Annotated in this window: 15 protein-coding genes; 10 read left to right on the top strand and 5 right to left on the bottom strand. The window is 64.8% G+C overall.

The annotated features are described in order from the left end of the window. Window positions 1–53: 53 nt before the first annotated feature. The 5 genes from KVT37_RS01990 to KVT37_RS02010 all read left to right on the top strand — a co-directional run bounded on the left by KVT37_RS01990 (window position 54) and on the right by KVT37_RS02010 (window position 6866). A complete protein-coding gene (locus KVT37_RS01990) occupies window positions 54–1313 on the top strand; it encodes a sarcosine oxidase subunit beta (RefSeq protein WP_217569094.1) in 1260 nt (419 codons plus the stop codon). A 71-nt stretch (window positions 1314–1384) separates the two neighbouring features. Then, the gene (locus KVT37_RS01995; protein ID WP_217569097.1) at window positions 1385–1678 is read left to right on the top strand and encodes a sarcosine oxidase subunit delta; all 294 of its coding nucleotides are present in this window, start codon (window positions 1385–1387) and stop codon (window positions 1676–1678) included. After that, window positions 1675–4668: a sarcosine oxidase subunit alpha gene (locus tag KVT37_RS02000; RefSeq protein ID WP_217569099.1), complete on the top strand. Its 2994-nt coding sequence runs from the start codon at window positions 1675–1677 to the stop codon at window positions 4666–4668. Before KVT37_RS01995 ends, KVT37_RS02000 begins: the two co-directional genes overlap by 4 nt. A 7-nt stretch (window positions 4669–4675) precedes the next feature. Then, window positions 4676–5263, top strand: a complete 588-nt coding sequence (gene soxG / locus KVT37_RS02005; protein ID WP_217569894.1) for a sarcosine oxidase subunit gamma family protein — start codon at window positions 4676–4678, stop codon at window positions 5261–5263. A 220-nt stretch (window positions 5264–5483) separates the two neighbouring features. Beyond that, window positions 5484–6866, top strand: coding sequence for an MFS transporter (locus KVT37_RS02010; protein ID WP_254633748.1), 1383 nt, complete (start codon window positions 5484–5486; stop codon window positions 6864–6866). A gap of 13 nt (window positions 6867–6879) precedes the next feature. On the opposite strand, the gene KVT37_RS02015 is transcribed toward KVT37_RS02010, so the two are convergent. Next, on the bottom strand, window positions 6880–7584 hold the full coding sequence (locus KVT37_RS02015) for a nitroreductase (protein ID WP_217569103.1): 705 nt from the start codon (window positions 7582–7584) through the stop codon (window positions 6880–6882). A 236-nt stretch (window positions 7585–7820) separates the two neighbouring features. On the opposite strand from KVT37_RS02015, the gene KVT37_RS02020 reads away from it, so the two are divergent. Genes KVT37_RS02020 through KVT37_RS02040 form a run of 5 tightly spaced genes read left to right on the top strand, consistent with a single transcriptional unit; the run spans window position 7821 to window position 15401 of the window. After that, a complete protein-coding gene (locus KVT37_RS02020) occupies window positions 7821–8408 on the top strand; it encodes a helix-turn-helix domain-containing protein (RefSeq protein WP_254633749.1) in 588 nt (195 codons plus the stop codon). 18 nt (window positions 8409–8426) lie between these two features. Next, complete coding sequence (locus KVT37_RS02025; protein ID WP_217569105.1) at window positions 8427–10880, top strand: FAD-dependent oxidoreductase; 2454 nt, start codon at window positions 8427–8429, stop codon at window positions 10878–10880. Further along, entirely contained in the window at window positions 10877–11776 is a 900-nt protein-coding gene (locus tag KVT37_RS02030; RefSeq protein WP_217569107.1) for a homocysteine S-methyltransferase family protein, read from the top strand. The genes KVT37_RS02025 and KVT37_RS02030 overlap by 4 nt, the downstream gene beginning before the upstream one ends. Continuing rightward, on the top strand, window positions 11776–12957 hold the full coding sequence (locus KVT37_RS02035; protein WP_217569109.1) for a pyridoxal phosphate-dependent aminotransferase: 1182 nt from the start codon (window positions 11776–11778) through the stop codon (window positions 12955–12957). Before KVT37_RS02030 ends, KVT37_RS02035 begins: the two co-directional genes overlap by 1 nt. Continuing rightward, window positions 12954–15401, top strand: a complete 2448-nt coding sequence (locus KVT37_RS02040) for an FAD-dependent oxidoreductase (protein ID WP_217569111.1) — start codon at window positions 12954–12956, stop codon at window positions 15399–15401. Before KVT37_RS02035 ends, KVT37_RS02040 begins: the two co-directional genes overlap by 4 nt. Window positions 15402–15609: 208 nt before the next feature. Here the strand turns inward: KVT37_RS02040 and KVT37_RS02045 are convergent, their stop codons facing one another. The 4 genes from KVT37_RS02045 to KVT37_RS02060 form a co-directional block, all read right to left on the bottom strand. Next, a complete protein-coding gene (locus tag KVT37_RS02045) occupies window positions 15610–16197 on the bottom strand; it encodes an NAD(P)H-dependent oxidoreductase (RefSeq protein ID WP_217569113.1) in 588 nt (195 codons plus the stop codon). After that, window positions 16197–16778 carry an NAD(P)H-dependent oxidoreductase gene (locus KVT37_RS02050; protein WP_217569116.1) on the bottom strand — a complete coding sequence of 194 codons (582 nt, stop codon included), beginning with the start codon at window positions 16776–16778 and terminating at the stop codon, window positions 16197–16199. The genes KVT37_RS02045 and KVT37_RS02050 overlap by 1 nt, the downstream gene beginning before the upstream one ends. Window positions 16779–16983: 205 nt before the next feature. Then, complete coding sequence (locus tag KVT37_RS02055) at window positions 16984–18381, bottom strand: FAD-binding oxidoreductase (RefSeq protein WP_217569898.1); 1398 nt, start codon at window positions 18379–18381, stop codon at window positions 16984–16986. Next, window positions 18381–19682, bottom strand: a complete 1302-nt coding sequence (locus tag KVT37_RS02060; protein ID WP_217569118.1) for a cytosine deaminase — start codon at window positions 19680–19682, stop codon at window positions 18381–18383. The genes KVT37_RS02055 and KVT37_RS02060 overlap by 1 nt, the downstream gene beginning before the upstream one ends. Between the last annotated feature and the right edge of the window lie 24 nt (window positions 19683–19706).

Genomic DNA, 19706 nt, shown 5'->3' on the forward strand with positions numbered 1-19706 from the left:
CTTCCCGCCTGCTCTATAGTCTGCCGCCTCGCATCATAAGGACGATAGGAAGAATGGCGGAATATTCAGCCTTTTCGCTGCTCAAGAACGCGCTGACGGGCAACAAGGATTGGAAGCCCGCCTGGCGCAAGCCGGACCCAAAGGCTTCCTATGACGTGATCGTCATCGGCGGCGGCGGCCACGGCCTTTCGACCGCCTATTACCTTGCCAAGGAACACGGCATCACCAATGTCGCGGTGCTGGAAAAGGGCTGGCTGGGTTCCGGTAATGTCGGCCGCAACACCACGGCGGTGCGCTCCAACTATCTCCTGCCGCAGAACACCCGCTTCTACGAACATTCGATGAAGCTGTGGGAGAACCTTTCGCACGACCTCAACTATAACGTCATGTTCTCGCAGCGCGGCTGTCTGAACCTCGCGCACACGCCCGCCCAGCTCGACGATTACGCAAGGCGCGGCAACGCCATGCGCCATCTCGGCGTCGATGCCGACCTGATGAGCGTCGATCAGATCAAGCGGCTCGTGCCGGCGCTGGACATCTCCGGATCGGCGCGCTTCCCGGTTCTTGGCGGGCTGATGCAGCGGCGCGCCGGCAGCGCCCGTCACGACGCCGTCGCTTGGGGCTATGCGCGCGGCGCCGACCGGCGCGGCGTCGACATCATCGAGAATTGCGAGGTTACCGGCTTCCTGCGCGACGGCGGCCGCATCACCGGCGTTTCGACGACGCGCGGCGAGATCCGCGCCAAGAAGGTCGCGCTGGCGGTTGCCGGCAGCACCGGCCGCGTCATGCAGCTCGCCGGCATTTCGCATATGCCGATCGAAAGCCACGTGCTGCAGGCCTTCGTCTCGGAATCGCTGAAGCCGATCATCGACACGATCCTGACCTTCGGCATGGGCCACTTCTACATCTCGCAGTCCGACAAGGGCGGCCTCGTCTATGGCGGCGACCTCGACGGCTACAACAGCTACGCTCAGCGCGGCAGCCTGCCGATCGTCGACGAGGTGATGAGCGAGATGGTGGCGCTGTTCCCTGGCCTGGCACGGGTACGCATGCTGCGCTCCTGGGGCGGGCTGTGCGACATGACGATGGACGGCTCGCCGATCATCACCACCGGCCCGCTGCCGGGCATGTATCTCAATTGCGGCTGGTGCTACGGCGGCTTCAAGGCGACGCCCGCCTCCGGCTGGTGCTTTGCCCACACCATCGCCAAGGACGAGCCGCACGAATTCAACGCGCCCTTCACGCTCGACCGTTTCTACCGCGGCCTCGTCATCGACGACAAAGGCCAGGGCGCGACGCCCAGATTGCATTAGGGGACCATGATCCCAAAACGTGGGAACCGGTTTTTGGAAAAGATCATGGTTGAACAAGAAGATACAAGAAAATGCTGATCACTTGTCCCTATTGCGGCCCGCGCGACGTCATCGAATTCACCTACCAGGGCGACGGCAACCGCGAGCGTCCGCAGCCCGCCTCGCAGAACCTCGACGCCTGGAATGCCTATGTCTACGACCGGCTGAACCCGGCCGGCGACCACAACGAAATCTGGCAGCATTCCGGCGGCTGCCGTTCGCATCTGCGCGTCGTGCGCAACACGCTCACGCACGAAATCCGCAGCACCACCTTTGCCCGTGGCGGCCACAAATCTGCTGACAACAGGGCGGAGGGCCGCTCGTGAGCCCGCGTCGTGCCGAGACCGGCGGCCGGATCGACCGGCTGCGCACCATCCGCTTCACCTTCGACGACGCGCCCTATACCGGCCATGCCGGCGACACGCTGGCCTCGGCGCTGCTTGCCAATGGCGTGACGCTGTTCGGCCGCTCGTTCAAGTACCATCGCCCGCGCGGCCTGCTCGCCGCCGGCGTCGAGGAGCCGAACGCGCTGGTGACGGTGCTGCGCGGCGAAGTGCGCGAGCCCAATATCGCCGCCACCATGGTCGAGATCTATGACGGGCTTGTCGCCGTCAGCCAGAACCGCACGCCTTCGCTCGCCTGGGACATCGGCGCGATCAACCAGCTCGGCGGCAAGATCCTGTCGGCCGGCTTCTACTACAAGACCTTCATGGGTCCGGTGATCGGCCCGATGAAGGGCACACGCTTCTGGATGTTCTGCGAGCATTTCATCCGCCGCGCCGCCGGCCTCGGCAAGGCAGGCACCGCTTCGGATCCGTCACGCTACGAGCGCATGAACGCGTTCTGCGACGTGCTGGTGGTCGGCTCCGGTCCTGCCGGCCTGATGGCGGCAAAGGCCGCCGCCGACCAGGGCGCGCGCGTCATCCTTGCCGACCTCGAAGCCCATTTTGGCGGCTCCGCCAACTGGTCGGGCGAAACCATCGATGGCATGCCAGCCGCCGACTGGGCCCAGCGCGCGGTCAAGCAGCTCGAAGGCAATGACAATGTGCGGCTTTTGCCGCGCACGACGGTGTGGGGCTATTATGACGGCAACACGCTGGCCGCGCTGGAACGGGTAACCGACCACAAGGAAGCGCCCGCAAAGGGCGAGCCGCGTCAGCGCTACTGGGCGATCCGCGCCGGCACGGTGGTGCTTGCGACCGGCTCCTTCGAGCGACCGCTGGTGTTTCCGGGCAACGACCGTCCCGGCGTCATGCTGGCGCATGCGGCCGAGCGCTACGCCAATGAATATGGCGTGCTGCCTGGACAGCGCATCGCGCTGTTCACCAACAATGACAGCGCCTACCGCTCTGCCCTTGCCTTGAAGAAGGCGGGAGCGGCGATCGTCGCCATCGTCGATGTCCGCAGCGACGTCTCAAACGAGATGCGCAAGCTGACGAGCGAAGCCGAGGCCGAGCTGCTTGCCGGCCATGCGGTGATCGCGACTGAAGGCGGTAAGGCGCTCACCGGCCTCAAGGTGCAGCGCTTCGACTTTATGAGCGGTGCGCTCAGTGGCGACGAGCGCAGCATCCATGCCGACTGCCTTCTGATGTCGGGCGGCTGGTCGCCGACGATCCACCTCGCCAGCCAGGCCGGCGCGAAGGCTGAATGGGATCCGGCGAGACAGGCCTTCCTGCCGCCAAAGCCGACGCAGCGCTGGATCGGCGCCGGCGCCTTCACCGGCAGCTTTTCGACTGCTGAGGCCATTGCCGAAGGCCGCGCGGCTGGCCTTCAAGCCGCCGGCGGGGCAGCATCGCCCGCGCCGCTGACGGTCGTCGAAGCGGCCCCGGGCGACCCCGATCCGGCGCCGATCTTCGAGATCAAAGCCAAGGGCAAGAGCTTCGTCGATTTCCAGCACGACGTGACCGCCGAGGATGTGCGGCTCGCGCATCGCGAAGGCTTCGTCTCGGTCGAGCATCTGAAGCGCTACACCACGCTCGGCATGGCGACCGACCAGGGCAAGAACTCCAACGTGCCGGGTCTCGCCATCATGGCCGAAGCGCTCGGCAAGCCGATCCCCGAAGTCGGCACGACACGCTTCCGCCCGCCTTACACGGCGGTGTCGATCGGCTCGCTGGCCGCCGAACGTTTTGGCGACCTGAAGCCGGAACGGCTGACGCCGATGCATGACTGGCACATCGCCAACGGCGCAAGAATGTATTCGGCCGGCCTCTGGTACCGCCCGATGATCTACGGCCTTGCCGGCGAAACGGTCGAGCAGGCCTATGTCCGCGAAGCCAAGGCAACGCGCGAAAGCGCCGGCATCGTCGATGTTTCGACGCTGGGCAAGATAGCGGTTCAGGGACCCGACGCGGCCGAGTTCCTCGATCGCGTCTACACCAACATGTTCTCCACGCTTGCGGTCGGCAAGGCCCGTTACGGACTGATGCTGCGCGAGGACGGTCTTGCCTTCGACGACGGCACCACCTGGCGGCTGGGCGAGCAGGAATTCCTGATGACCACCACCACCGCCAATGCCGGCAAGGTGATGCAGCATCTGGAATATTTCCTCGACGTCATCTGGCCGGAGCTGAAGGTCAGCGTGACCTCCGTCACCGACGAATGGGCGGGTGCCGCGATCGGCGGGCCCAAGGCGCGCGCCATCCTTGCCGCCTGCGTCACCGGCACCGCCGTCGACAACGCCACGCTCCCCTTCATGGGCATCGTCCACGGGCAGATAGCCGGCGTTCCGGTGATGATCTGCCGGCTGTCCTTCTCCGGCGAAATGGCCTTCGAGGTCTATTCCGGCGCCGGCTACGGCACGCACGTCTGGGAGGCCTTGATCGAGGCCGGCAAGCCTTTCGACCTTGTCACCTACGGTCTCGAGGCGCTGGGAACCATGCGCATCGAGAAGGGCCATGTCACCGGCGCCGAGATCGACGGCCGCACCACCGCGCGCGATCTCCATCTCGACTGGATGCTGTCGAAGAAGAAGCCTTTCATCGGCTCGGCCATGATGGACCGCGAGGGTCTTGTCGCAAATGACCGGCTGCAGCTCGTCGGCCTGATCGCGCTCGACAACCGGCCGCTCAACGGCGGCGGCCACATCGTCGAGGAACTGGACGAGGCTAATCCGCACGATTCGCTCGGCCATATCACCGCCTGCTGCTATTCGCCGGCGCTCGGCAAATACATAGCGCTTGCGCTGGTCAAGGGCGGCAAGGCAAGGCATGGGACCCGCGCCTTCGTCTCGGACCCGCTGCGCAACCGGTTCGGACCTATCGAGATCGTCTCCAACCACTTCTACGACCCGGACGGGAGCCGCATGCATGGCTGACCACCAGTTGCCTGAACGCCTGTCGCCGCTGGAGCCGGAATATCATCCGGGCTCGCATGGCAATTTCGAACATGGCGTCGATGTCATCCTGTCCGAGACGCGGCCGGGCTCGATCCTGCAGCTTGCCGCATGGCCGAGCGAGGAGAAGCGACTGATCGAGGCCATCCGCAAGGTCACCGGTCTTGCCCTGCCCGACGGCGCCGGCGGCGGCGTTAGCAATGGCGGCCGCGCCGCCTTCGGCTTCGCGCCTGGCAAATTCACCGTCGTCGACGAGGCCGAGGGGCTGGCCGCGGCCTTCGCGGGCGCCATCACGCCGGCCATCGGCACGCTGACGGATCTTTCGCATGGCCGCACGGCGATCCGCATCGCCGGCCCGAAGGCCGAATGGGTGATGGCAAAATTCTTCGCCATCGACTTCGCCCTGCCGGCCTTTCCGCTCGGCGCCGGCCGTTCGACCAATCATCACGACATCTTCGCCCAGATCCAGCGCAGCGGCGCCGACCAGTTCGACATCTATGTCTTTCGCTCCTTCGCCCGCTCGTTCTGGAAGGCGCTGTGCCACGCCAGCGAAGAGGTCGGCTATGAGGTGCAGTAACCGGCAGGCAGGTCAGGAATTGGTCCAGCCGATTATCTGGCACTATTGACGGCTACAACTGCTGCTTGAGCGTTGGGCCAGCAAGGCGATAGATAAGGAATCATCGGCGTTTGCCTGGGCAAACGTCCGCTCAGGCAACCAGTTCGACCATACCTTTCCCATGACTGTTGAGACTTCGGCGACGGCCACGACCCGCTTTGCTCCGGCGGAGGGTCCGTCGATGCTGTTGCCGGCAACCGTCGCTTGCGGCGTGTTTATGACCAGCCTCGACCAGAACGTCGTGGTCACCGCGCTTCCCGGCATCGGCGAGAGCCTCGATCGTCCGCCTAGCGAGCTTGGCCTGCTGATCACCGTCTATGTCGCCAGCCTCATCGTCACCATGCCGCTCGGCGGCTGGCTGGCCGACCGCTTCGGCTTGCGCAATGTCTACTGCTTCGCCCTGCTCGTCTTCGCCAGCGCCTCGGCGCTGTGCGGCCTTTCGGAAAACATCTGGATGCTGGTCGGCTCGCGCGCCTTGCAGGGCTGCGGCGGCGCGCTGATGGGTACGCTCGGCCAGGTCGTGATCCTATCGAGCTTCCCGCGCGATCGCACGCTCAAGATCAACATGTATATCTCGCTCGCCGGGCAATCGGGACCGCTGGTCGGGCCGCTCGTCGGCGGGGCGCTTACCACCTATGTCTCGTGGCGCTGGATCTTCTACATCAACATCCCGATCGCGCTGACCGCCGCGCTGCTTGCCGCCTCGCTGTTTCCGTCGACGACCAAGCCGGTGCGCACGCCATTCGATTTCCCCGGCTTCCTGCTCGTCGGCAGCGGCATGGGCTTGCTGGTTTTCGGCATGGACTCGCTCGCCGCCAAGGATGCCGCGGGCAGCCTTATCGGCATCGAGCTTGGCCTTGCGATCCTTATCCTGACGGTTGCTGCCCTCTACTGCCTGCGCGCCCGCAACCCGCTGCTCGACCTCAATCTGCTGCGCATCCGCACCTTCCGCATTGCCTTCCTCACCGGCGGCGGCCTCGACACGATCGGCCTGAGCTCCGTGGTTTTCCTGTTGCCGCTGATGTTCCAGCTCGGCTTCGGCATGAGCGCCGTGCAGGCCGGATCGCTGACCTTCGTCGCCGCGATCGGGTCCTTGATCATGCGCTTCTTCATGCCGCGCCTGTTGAACCGCTTCGGTTTCAGGCGCGTGCTCGTCACCAACACGCCGATCGTGGCTTCTCTGGTCGCCGGCTTTGCCCTGATGCAGGCGAGCACGCCGGCCTGGATCGTTCTGGCCTACATCTTCACCTTCGGCGTCTTCCGGTCAGTGCAATGGGCCTCGACCGGCAATCTTTCCTATTCCGACATCGCGCCGGAGCAACTCGCGCGCTTCAGCGCGCTCTATTACATCCTGTGGCAGCTCGCGGTGGCGGTCAGCGTCGGTCTCGCCGCGGCATTGCTGTCGCTGCTTGCCGGCGGCGGCAAGGCCAGCGTCAACGACTACCGCATCCTGTTCGTCATCGAAGGGCTGATCACGCTTTGCGCGCTGTCGGCCTACTTGCGGCTGACGCCGCGGGACGGCGCCCATGTCAGCGGGCACGGCGCGCATATGAGCACCGACTAGCTGGTCGCCGGCACTATTCCGAGAAGCTTACCCAGTCCTCGAGCGGCGCCCGGTCGGTACGAAATTCGTTCTCGGGCTTCGAGGTGTCCTCGTAGCCGAGCGCCATGCCGCACACGACGATCTCCTCGTCGGGAATGTTGAGCACCGGCCGGATCTGCTTGTGATAGGGCGCAAAGGCCGCCTGCGGGCAGGTATGCAGCCCCCTGCCTCGCGCCGCGACCATGATGTTCTGCAGGAACATGCCGTAGTCGATCCACGACCCCTGGTTCAGCCTCCGATCGATCGTGAAGATCATGCCGACCGGCGCATCGAAGAAGACGAAGTTGCGGTCATGCTGCGCGCGCATCTTGTCGACCTCGCGCCGGCCGATGCCCAGCGCGCCGTAAAGGCCGAAACCGTTAGCGCGGCGTCGCGTGAGGTAGGGCTCGAAGAACTGGTCGGGATAATAGCGGTATTCGTCCCACTCGACCTTTTCGGCGCGGATGCCGGAATTGAGGATCGCGTCACTGATGCGCTGCTTGACCTCGCCCTTGGTCACATAGACACGCCAAGGCTGCATGTTGGTGCCCGACGGCGCGCGCGCGGCAACCGCCAGGATCGCGCGGATCGTATCGTCGTCGACCATATCGGGCAGGAATGCGCGCACCGACCGGCGCGACATGATCGCCTCATCGACGATCTCCGCATCCGACGCGATCCGGATGTTCTTCTCAAGCATGGGTCGTCCCTTTCGGCATGGCCAGAAACCCGCAACCCGGTTTCCTTGACGACCATCCGCAGACTATAAGCTAAAACTAGTCCCCGACCCGGCGCCCCACTCGCCGCTCGTGCGCGAGCCTTTGCATCAACCGCCGAAATCGCGCAAGCAAATCTTGTGGCCTATGAAAATCCCCTTGATTTTTTCATGATTTTACCCTCCCATGAAATTTATTCGGATTTTTTCACGAGCGGCATTTGACCTCGACCGTCACCAAATCGGAGCAGGACAATGGCGACCGGCTGCTGGCCGGCGACATCCGTGCGCTTCGCAAGGCGCGCGGCCTCACGCTCGCTGAAATAGCGCTGAAGCTCGGCCGTTCGGTCGGCTGGGTCAGCCAGGTCGAGCGCGGTCTCTCGATCCCCTCGGTTGGCGATCTCAGGGCGTTCGCCAACCTCTTCGGCGTGTCGATCAGCCTGTTCTTCAGCCATGACGTGCCTGCGGAGGAGGAGCGCGGCGTGATCGTGCGCGCCGGCCGCCGCCGTGTGCTTGGCACAAGTGAATCCGGCCTCGTGGAAGAGCTTCTGTCACCCGATCTCGGCGGTAGTTTCGAGATGGTGCGCTCGGTGTTCGCGCCCGGCGCCGAGATGAAGACGGCGGCGCTGCGGCCGACCGAGGAGGCCGGATACATCGCCTCGGGACTGTTCGACATCGAGATCGCCGGCGTCTGGCATCGGCTTGGCGAGGGCGACTCGTTCCGCTTCGAGGGCAAGCCCTACCGCTGGCGCAATCCGGGCACCGAGCCGGCCGTCGTCATCTGGGTGGTTTCACCGCCTGTGTATTGATTTATTTTGGAGGAAAGAATGGCCGGTTTGCCGACCACGGCACGCGTGGTGATCATCGGAGGCGGTGTCGTCGGCACCTCCTCGCTCTACCACTTGTGCAAGGCAGGCTGGACCGACTGCGTGCTTTTGGAGAAGAACGAGCTGACCTCGGGCTCGACCTGGCATGCCGCCGGCAACGTGCCGACCTTCTCGTCCTCGTGGTCGCTGATGAACATGCAGCGCTACTCGACCGAGCTTTACCGGGGTCTTGCGGAAGCCGTCGACTATCCGATGAACTACCATGTCACCGGCTCGCTGCGGCTTGCCCATAGCAGGGAGCGCATGCAGGAATTCCAGCGCGCCAAGGGCATGGGCCGCTACCAGGGCATGGACATCGACGTCGTCGGACTGGACGAGATCAAGCGCCGCTACCCCTTCATCGAGACGCATGAACTGAAGGGCGCGCTCTACGATCCGAGCGACGGCGACATCGATCCGGCGCAGCTGACCCAGGCGCTCGCCAAGGGCGCGCGCGACATGGGCGCCAGGATCATTCGCTTCTGCCCCGTCACCGGCGTCCGCCGCGAGAACGGCGAATGGGTGATCGCGACGCCGCAAGGCGAGATCCGCTGCGAGATCGTCATCAACGCGACCGGCTACCGCGCCGCCGAGGTTGGAAAAATGTTTGGCCGCGAAGTGCCGATGATGGTGATGAGCCATCAGTACATCCTGTTCGAGGAAATCCCCGAATTGGCGGCATGGTCGAAAGAGCAAGGCAAAAAACTGCCGCTGCTGCGCGACGTCGACACCTCCTATTACCTGCGCCAGGAAAAGAGCGGCATGAATCTCGGCCCCTATGAACGCAATTGCCGCGCGCATTGGGCGACCCACAACGATCCGATGCCGGAGGATTTTTCCTTCCAGCTTTTCCCCGACGATCTCGACCGTCTCGAGCACTACCTCGCCGATGCGGTTACCCGCGTGCCGATCCTCGGCACCGCCGGTCTCTCCAAGGTGATCAACGGGCCGATCCCCTACGCTCCGGACGGCAACCCGCTGATCGGGCCGATGCCCGGCGTGCCCAATGCCTTCGAGGCCTGCGTCTTCACCTTCGGCATTGCGCAAGGCGGCGGCGCCGGCAAGGTGCTGGCCGAATGGGTCACCGAGGGCCAGACAGAATGGGACATGTGGTCCTGCGACCCGCGCCGCTTCACCAGCTTCGCCTCCGCACCCGACTATTGCGTCGCCAAGGGCATGGAAATCTACGGCAACGAATACGCCATCCAGTTCCCGCGTCATGCCTGGCCGGAGGGGCGCAACCGTAAGCTCTCGCCGCTGCATGAGCGCATCAAGGCGCTTGGCGGCCAGTTCGACGCCTATAATGGCTGGGAGCGCGCCACCTGGTACGCGAAGCCCGGCGACGATACCTCGGAGGAATCGACCCTCACCTTCCGCCGCGAAGGGCCGTGGCACCGGGCAGTGCGCGAGGAATGCCTTGCCGTGCGCGACGCCGCCGGCATCCTCGACCTGCCCGGCTTTTCGCGCTTCAACCTCGAAGGTCCGGGCGCCGCCGACTGGCTGGTAACGCAGGTGACCGGTCTCGTGCCGAAGCCCGGCCGCATCGGCCTGGTCTACTTCTCGGACGACAAGGGCCGCATCGTCACCGAAATGTCGGTGGTGCGCCACGGTGAGGACCAGATGACGCTGATCACCGCCGCGGTGGCCCAGTGGCACGACTTCGAATGGCTGAAGTCGCGCATGCCGACGGACGCCCCCTTCAAGCTGACCGACCGTACCGAGGAATACTCGACGCAGATCCTCGCCGGACCAAACTCGCGAAAAATCCTGGCCGATGTCTGCGACGCCGATCTGACCCTGCCCTGGCTGACGCACCAGGAAACCACCATCGCCGGCCGCTGGGCCAAGCTTGTGCGCGTCTCCTTCGCCGGCGAGCTCGGCTGGGAAATCCATACCAAGATCGCCGACACCGCGACCGTCTTCGATGCTGTCTGGACCGCCGGCCAGAAGCACGGGCTGAAGCCGTTCGGCATGTATGCGCTGGATTCGCTCAGGCTCGAAAAAGGCTACCGCGCCTGGAAGGGCGATCTTTCGACCGACTATTCGATCCTGCAGGGCGGGCTCGAGCGTTTCGTCAAATGGGACAAGCCGGACTTCCGCGGCAAGGCAGCCTTGCTCAATGAAAAGCAGCAGGGCGTGAAGAAGCGCTTCGTCACGCTGGTCGTCGAAAACCCCGGCGACTGCGACGCGCCCTATATGTCGACACTCTGGCATGACGGCAGGATCGTCGGCGAGACGACGTCGGGCGGCTGGGGTCACCGCGTCGGCAAGTCAATCGCGCTCGGCATGCTGCGCACCGATCTCACCGAGCCGGGCACGGCGATCGAGGTCGAGATTTTCGGCGATCGCTTCACGGCCGTCGTGCAGAATGACGAGCCGCTCTGGGATCCGAAGAACGAGAGGTTGCGAGCATGACATCGGTCGTCCTTACCGATGGCGGCATGGGCCAGGAACTGGTCCGGCGCAGCAAGTCCGAGCCGACGCCGTTGTGGTCGGCCAGGGTGCTGATCGACGAGCCGGACCTGGTGCGCGACCTGCATGCGGAATTCATCCGCGCCGGCGCCCGTGTCATCACCATCAACACCTATTCGGCAACGCCCGAGCGTCTGGCGCGCGAAGGCGCAGAAGACCTGTTCAAGCCTCTGCAGAAGCGCGGCATCGAACTGGCGAGGCAGGCCCGCGATGAAGCGGGCGACACGGCGATCGCCGGTTGCCTGTCGCCTCTGTTCGGCAGCTACGCGCCGGCGTTGACCATATCGTTCGAGGAGACGCTCGACATCTATCACCGCATCGTCGCCGAGCAGGCCGATGGCGTCGACCTGTTCCTGTGCGAGACGATGGCGTCCGCCGAAGAGGCGCGCGCGGCGGTTACCGCGGCCTCGGAAAGCGGCAAGCCGGTATGGGTGTCCTGGACGCTTGCCGACCATGGCGCACCGCGCCTGCGCAGCGGCGAGGCCATTGCCGATGCGGTCGGCGCCCTCGGCGACCTGCCGGTCGCGGCCCGGCTGCTCAACTGCTGCCGGCCCGAAGCCATCGCCGCCGCCTTGCCGGAGCTCATCGCTTTTGGCGGGCCGGTCGGCGCCTATGCCAATGGCTTCACCTCGGTCGAGGCGCTGAAGCATGGTGGCACCGTCGAGGTGCTGCACGCCCGCCACGATCTCGACCCGCAGGCCTATGCCGACCAAGCCATCGGCTGGGTCGAAGCCGGCGCCCATATCGTCGGCGGCTGCTGCGAGGTCGGCCCCGCCCATATCGCCGCCCTGCGCGACCGGCTCGCGCAGGCCGGCCACCAAATTTCGGGAGTTTCCTGATGCCAAAACCATCAAAGCGCATTACCGGCATCGTGCCTTCAGGCAAGGATGGCTGGGAAGTCCATTCGGCCGCCTGGGCGCGCAAGCAGGCTGGCGAGGACATCATCATGTTGTCGGTTGGCGACCATGACTTCGATACGCCTTCGGAGACGATCGAGGCCTGCGTCAACGCCGTCCGCGGCAGCAACCATCATTACACGCCGCTGCCTGGCCTGCCGCGCCTGCGCAAGGCGATGGCGGCGGCGTCCACCGCCTGCACCGGCATCGAGACGGAACCCGACGAGATCATCGCCACGCAAGGCGGCCAGGCAGCACTTTACGCCGCCGTGCAGACCGTGCTCGATCCCGGCGACCACGCCATCGTGGTTGCGCCCTATTACGCCACCTACCCCAACACCTTCAGCGCCGCCGGGGCGACGTTCACCGTGGTCGAGACACCGGCCGAAGACGGGTTCCAACCCCGCGCGGAGATGATCCGCGCCGCGCTGAGACCCAACACCCGCGCTATATTGATCAACACGCCCAACAATCCGACAGGTGCCGTCTATTCGCGCGAGCGTCTGGAAGAGCTGGCCGCCGTCTGCAAGGAGCATGATCTCTGGCTGCTGTCAGACGAGGTCTACTGGACGCTGGGCGGCGGCGAGCATATCTCGCCGCGTTCGCTGCCCGGCATGGCCGAGCGCACGCTGGTCATCAACTCGATGTCGAAAAGCCACGGCATGACCGGCTGGCGCATGGGCTGGCTGACTGGCCCGAAGGAGATGATCCGGCTGTTCACCGACCTCAATCTGGTGACGACCTATGGCCTGCCGGCCTTCATCTCGATCGCCTGCGCCGAAGCGCTTGAGAACCACTATGGCGTGAAAGAGATCGCCGAGCGCTATGCGGCGCGCCGCGCCCTGATGCTGGATGCCATCCGCGGCATGAACGACGTCACCGTGCACGGCTCGGAAGGCGGCATGTATGTCATGCTCGACATCTCGTCCATCGAGCCCGACGACGAGAAATTCGCCTGGGGCCTGCTCGACAAGGAGAAGGTCGGCGTCATGCCGGGATCGAGCTTCGGCGAAGCCGCCGCCGGCCATATCCGTATCAGCCTCTGTCAGCCCGAGCCCATCCTCAAGGAAGCAGCACTTCGCCTGCGCCGCTTTGCGTCCACCTACCGCCGCGAGGCAGCATGACCAAGACCATTCCCACGAAAGCCCGCGCCGTGATCATCGGCGGCGGCGTCTCCGGCTGCTCGGTCGCCTACCACCTGGCCAAGCTCGGCTGGACCGACATCGTGCTCTTGGAGCGCAAGCAGCTCACCTCGGGCACCACCTGGCATGCGGCAGGGCTGATCGGCCAGTTGCGCGCCTCGCAGAACATGACGCGGCTGGCGAAATATTCGGCCGACCTGTACGTCAAGCTGGAGGCCGAGACCGATGTCGGCACCGGCATGCGCCAGGTCGGCTCGATCACGGTGGCGCTGACCGAGGAGCGCAAGCACGAGATCTACCGGCAGGCCTCTCTCGCCCGCGCCTTCGATGTCGATGTGCGCGAGATTTCGCCGAGCGAGGTCAAGGAGATGTACCCGCATCTCAACGTCTCGGATGTGGTCGGCGCGGTGCATCTGCCGCTCGATGGACAATGCGACCCGGCCAACATCGCCATGGCGCTTGCCAAAGGCGCGCGCCAGCGGGGTGCTGCGATCATCGAGAACGTCAAGGTCACCAAGGTCCACACCAAGAATGGTCGCGTCTCCGGCGTCTCCTGGGCACAGGGCGAGGAGCAAGGCACGATAGAAACCGACATCGTCGTCAATTGCGCCGGCATGTGGGCCCGCGAGCTTGGCCGGCAGAACGGCGTCACCATTCCGCTGCATGCCTGCGAACATTTCTATCTCGTCACCGAGCCTATCCCCGGCCTGTCGCGGCTGCCCGTGCTGCGCGTGCCGGACGAGTGCGCCTACTACAAGGAAGACGCCGGCAAGATGATGCTCGGCGCCTTCGAGCCGGTGGCGAAGCCGTGGGGCATGGACGGCATCCGCGAGGATTTCTGCTTCGACCAGTTGCCCGAGGACATGGACCATTTCGAGCCGATCCTCGAAATGGGCGTCAACCGCATGCCGATGCTGGGCAGCGCCGGCATCCATACCTTCTTCAACGGCCCCGAAAGCTTTACCCCCGACGACCGCTACTATCTCGGCGAAGCGCCGGAACTCGCTGGCTATTGGATGGCGACCGGCTACAATTCGATCGGCATCGTTTCCTCCGGCGGCGCCGGGATGGCGCTGGCGCAATGGATCAATGACGGCGAGGCGCCCTTCGACCTCTGGGAGGTCGACATCCGCCGCGCCCAGCCCTTCCAGAAGAACCGCCGCTATCTGAAGGAGCGCGTATCGGAAACGCTCGGCCTGCTCTATGCCGACCACTTCCCCTACCGCCAGATGGCGACATCGCGCGGCGTGCGCCGCTCGCCTCTGCATGAGCATCTGAAGGCACGCGGCGCAGTCTTCGGCGAGGTGGCGGGCTGGGAACGCGCCAACTGGTTCGCCCGCGACGGCCAGGAGCGCGAATACCGCTATTCCTGGAGGCGGCAGAACTGGTTCGACAACCAGCGCGAGGAACACCTCGCCGTGCGCAACGGCGTCGGCCTGTTCGACATGACCTCCTTCGGCAAGATCCGCATCGAAGGCCGCGATGCCTGCGCCTTCCTGCAGCGGCTCTGCGCCAACGACATGGACGTGGCGCCCGGAAAAATCGTCTATACGCAAATGCTCAACGCCAAGGGCGGCATCGAGAGCGATCTTACCGTGACGCGGCTTTCGGAGACAGCCTATTTCCTGGTCGTGCCGGGCGCCACGCTGCAGCGCGACCTTGCCTGGCTGCGCAAGCATGTGGTCGACGAGTTCGTCGTCATCACCGACGTGACCGCGGCCGAGGCCGTCATCTGCCTGATGGGGCCGGACTCGCGAAAACTGATCCAGAAGGTGAGCCCGAACGATTTCTCCAACGATGCCAATCCGTTCGGCACTTTTCAGGAGATCGAGATCGGCATGGGCCTCGCCCGCGCCCATCGCGTCACCTATGTCGGCGAGCTCGGCTGGGAGCTCTATGTCTCGACCGAGCAGGCCGCCCATGTGTTCGAGGCGATCACTAACGCCGGCGCCGATGTCGGCCTGAAGCTCTGCGGCCTGCATACGCTGGATTCCTGCCGCATCGAAAAGGCGTTCCGCCATTTCGGCCACGACATCACCGACGAGGACCATGTGCTTGAGGCCGGCCTCGGCTTCGCGGTGAAGACGGCCAAGGCCGGTTTCATCGGCCGTGACGCGGTGCTGCGGAAGAAGGAAGCCGGCCTGTCACGGCGGCTGGTGCAGTTCCGCCTGAAAGACCCGCAGCCCCTGCTCTTCCACAACGAGGCGATCCTGCGCGACGGCCGGATCGTCGGCCCGATCACCTCAGGCAATTACGGCCACCACCTCGGCGGCGCGATCGGGCTTGGCTATGTGCCGTGCCAGGGCGAGAGCGAGGCGGATGTACTTGGCTCGTCCTACGAGGTCGAGATCGCCGGCGAGAGATTCGCGGCCGAAGCATCGCTGAAGCCGATGTACGACCCGAAAGCGGAACGGGTAAAGATGTAGCGCGGCTTTCCCTTCTCCCCTTGTGGGAGAAGGTGGCCGAGCGAAGCTCGGACGGATGAGGGGTGCTGGAAGGATCGCTCCCTTGAAGGCATAAGCACCTGATAGCGCTAGATTTTTCTCCGCCTCATTCCTTCGCGCACCCCTCATCCGTCTCGGCGCTGCGCGCCGATCCACCTTCTCCCACAAGGGGAGAAGGGAAGTCCGCACTTCAAAACCTCTCCAGCCTCGCCCTGACCTTCGCGAGGAACGCCGCCCTCGTCTTCGGGGTCGAGGCATCCATCAGATAATGCGCCAGAAAAAACGTCTTGCAGCGCGCGGCGCAGATCGCCCGCATGCCGCGCAGGATGGTCTTGCGGCCCGGCTGGCCGACGACGACGCTCCACCAGGTCGGCGCGCCGCAGGTGGTGATGACGCCGACCTTGGTGACATGCGTCATCAGCGACTTGATGCGGCCCTTCCCGGCCGGCAGCTGGAAGGCGATGTCAGTCGCCCAGACGCGGTCGAACCAGCCCTTAAGCATCGCCGGCAGGCCGTACCACCAGGTCGGATAGATGAAAAGGATCGCCTGCGCCCATTTCAGATGCTCGAAATGCGGTTGAAGGGCCGGATCGTCCGGCGCGCGATCGTTGTAAAAACGCCGCTCCTCGCGGCTCATCACCGGATCGAAATTCTCGGCATAGAGGTCGAGCAGCCGCACATTCCAGCCTCGCCCTCTCAGCACCTCGATCGCCGTGTCGCGGATCGCCGCGCAATAGCTTTCCGGCACCGGATGGCAATAGACCACCAGCACGCGCATCAGAAGGCATCCATTGCCGCCGCGACCTTCGCCATGAAGGCGTTGCGCGTCGCGTCGGTCGAGAGGTTCATCGAATAATGCGCGAGATAGGAGACGGGAGCGCCAGGCAGAATCGTGGCCCGCAGCATGCGCCTGACGATCTTGCGCGGCGGATCGCCCATCAGCATGGCGCGGAAACGGCTGCCGCCATAGGTGGTGATGGCCGTCATTTTGCGGATGTTGTGCAGCGTCGGCCGCACCTTGCCGTCGACCAGCTTGAACGACACGCCGGGCAGGAAGACGCGGTCGAAGAAACCTTTCAGGATAGCCGGATAGCCGTAGTTCCAGACCGGAAACGACAGCACCAGCGCCTCGGCATTTTGCAGCCTTTGGACATAGCCAGCGACGGCATCGTCAGGCCTCCGCGGATCGTGGTAGCCGAGCCGCTCGGCACGCGTCAGGCGCGGGTCGAAATCCTCGGCGTAGAGATCGCAATCGTCAATCGTGTGACCCGCCGCGCTCAACCGCTCGACGATCGTCCGGTGCAGGCCGGCATTGAAGCTGGTCTCCACCGGATGGGCGTAAAGCACGAGGATATTCATTGGAAAGGATTGCCCATGTCAGCGCGAGGCCCCCCTCTCTGCCCTGCCGGGCATCTCCCCCTCAAGGGGGGAGATTGAACTGCGGCGTCGCTTTCGCCAATTGTCGACGCCGAAAGAGGAGCGAGGCGCCGAAACTGCTGATCTCCCCCCTTGAGGGGGAGATGGCCGGCAGGCCAGAGAGGGGGGCCCAGGCGCAAACCTCTCATCACTCCGCCTTCTGCAACCCCTTGAACAGAAAGGGCTTGCCCGAGCGGTAGTCGTAACCGGGATTCTCCCACGCTATCATCTTACCGGGGTTCAGCAGTCCCTGCGGATCGGTCTCGCGCTTGAAGGCAAGCTGCACATCGTCCGTTCGCTTCATGCCGCCCTCTTCCAGCGTGTAGCGGTGCGGATTGAAGATCCAGCAGCCATTGTCCTCATGAATGCGGATGATCTCGTCGAGCCGCTCTTCGGTGGTGTAGCGCACCAGCGGCAGGCCGGCTGCGCCGATCGCGCCATCGAAGCGGATGAATTCGAGATGCGCCGGCACCTCGTCGCCGAAACGCTCGACCATCGCCTTGACATGGGCAAGATGATCCGGCGACGGATAGCGCGTCTGCAGATAGGTGATCGTCGGATCGACCCGGATCGCCCGCAGCGTCGTGTGGTTCCAGGTCAGCTCATAGGCCGGCGGCAGCCCTTTGAGATCGGCTTCCTGGTCGGCCCGGAACACGATCTCGCCCCTGGTGCTGCGCACGAAGGCGACGAAGGCGTCCATCGCGTGCGGCGCGATCATGCACACCACGATGCTCTGCTCGCGCCGGAAGAATTTCTGGTGCCGTTTGAAATAGTCGTAAGGGATGGGCGCGGCGATCGGCGTGATCAGCTTGGCCAATATCCCGTCCTGCACGGCGAGATCGTTGCCGAAGCCGGCCGCGTCCATGAAATCGTCGAAGCCGACGATGACGTCGATCCAGTCGTAGGAGGCTGTCAGCGGCATCTCGACCTCGGTGATGATGCCGTTGGTGCCATAGGCATGCATGACCTTGAGCACCTCTTCGCCGGTGAGCTCCATGACGCGCGGCTCGGCTTCCATCGTCACGGTCCGCAGGCGAATGACATTGCCGAGGTCCCGCAATCCGCCCCAACGGATCGAGCCGACGCCGCCCGAGCCGCCGGCGACGAAGCCGCCGATGGAGGCCGTGTTGTAGGTGGAAGGCGACATGCGCAATTCCTGCGCCGAATGCGCCCGCGTCGCCCTGTCGATCTCGGCCAGCACGGCGCCCGGTCCGGTCACCACGCGGCCCGGGGCGATCGACTTGACGGCGTTCATCTCGGCGAGGTTCAGCACCACGCCGCCCGACAGCGGCATCGCCTGCCCGTAATTGCCGGTGCCGCTGCCGCGCGGCGTCACCGGGACGCCGTGCCGGTGACAGGCTGCGAGCACGCGGATGACCTCATCCTCGCTTTTCGGCGTGACGATCAGGTCGCCCTTGACATGGTCGAGCTGTGCTTTCAGCACCGGGCTGTACCAGTAGAAGTCGCGGCTCTTCTGCTGGACGATGGCCGGATGGTCGTCGACCTTGATCCCGTCGAGATCGCGCTTCAGCGCTGCGATATCCATCATCCCACCATCAATTCGTCGAGTTCGGCATAGTCGGGCAGTTGGCGTTCGATCGCCTTGCCGCCGCGCACCACGATGCGATCCGATTCGGGCCGCGACAGCAATTCGGTCCAGCTCCGTCCCTTGAAGACGATGAAGTCGGCGCTGCCGCCGGCGGCAAGCGTGCCGGCGCCGTCGAGACGCATCACCTCGGCCGGCGTAGCCGCCACCGCCTTCGGCCAGTCGCCGACCGGATGGTCGAAATGCAGGATGCGCGTCGCCATACGGTAGACTTCCAGCATGTCGAGGTCGCCATAGGCGTAGAACGGATCGCGCGTGTTGTCGGAAGCGACCGCCACCTTGATGCCGCGCGCCCTCATCTCATGCAGCAGCGTCACGCCGCGCCAGCGCGGCGTGGTTCCGTTGTTGCGCCGGTCCTGCAGATAGAGATTGCACATCGGCAGCGACACCACGGCGAGCCGCGCCTTCGCCACCTTGTCCAGCGTGTCGAGCACCTCGAGGTCCGGCTGGCGCGCCAGCGAACAGCAATGGCCGACCAGGATATTGCCCTCAAAACCGTTCCACAGCGACGCCTCGGCGATCTTCTTCAGCGAGATCGCCGCCACGTCGTCGGTTTCGTCGGCATGGAAATCGAGATCGAGCCCGTGCTTGATCGCCTGCGCGAAAACCTGGTCGAGCAGTTCCTCGAGGTCGGGCACCATATAGGTGACCACGCCAAGCACGCCCTTGGCCGCGGCGACGCGTTTGGCCAGCCGCTCGAACCACGCCTTGTCGCGCACGCCTTCGATGCCGAGCAGGCAGGCGGCCTGCAAGTCGATCCGCCCGCGCCATTTTTCCCGCATCGCCTCGAACACCGGCCAGGAGATTTCCTCCTGCGGCGGCACGCTGTCGAGATGCGTGCGCACGGCCTTGGTGCCGTAGGCGTAGGCCGAGCGCAGCGAGAAATCCATGCGCCGCGCGACGTCCTCCGCGCTCCAGCGCGCGGCGCGGTCGGCGCCCGTGGCGTTGAGCGCGCCCATGAAGGTGCCGTCGGGATTGGGTTTTCGCGGCCAGATATGGCCCTTGTCGATATGGGTGTGACAGTCGACGAAGCATGGCAGCACGATGCGGCCGGCAAGGTCGATCGCATCGGCCTGGACTTTCGATTTGGCATGCGCCGCAATGCCCGAAATCTTGCCATCGGCAACGGCTATGTCGGCAAGCGCGAAACCATCAGCGTCGTAACTTGCGGCAAGCCCAGGCGTCAGCGAACGGTGAACGCGGGCATTGGTAAGCTGGTAAGAACCAGAGGCAGGTATCAAGATCTGGTCCTCTTCGCGATTTCC

Source organism: Mesorhizobium sp. GbtcB19 (genome assembly GCF_019091085.1).
Classification (GTDB): Bacteria; Pseudomonadota; Alphaproteobacteria; order Rhizobiales; family Rhizobiaceae; genus Mesorhizobium.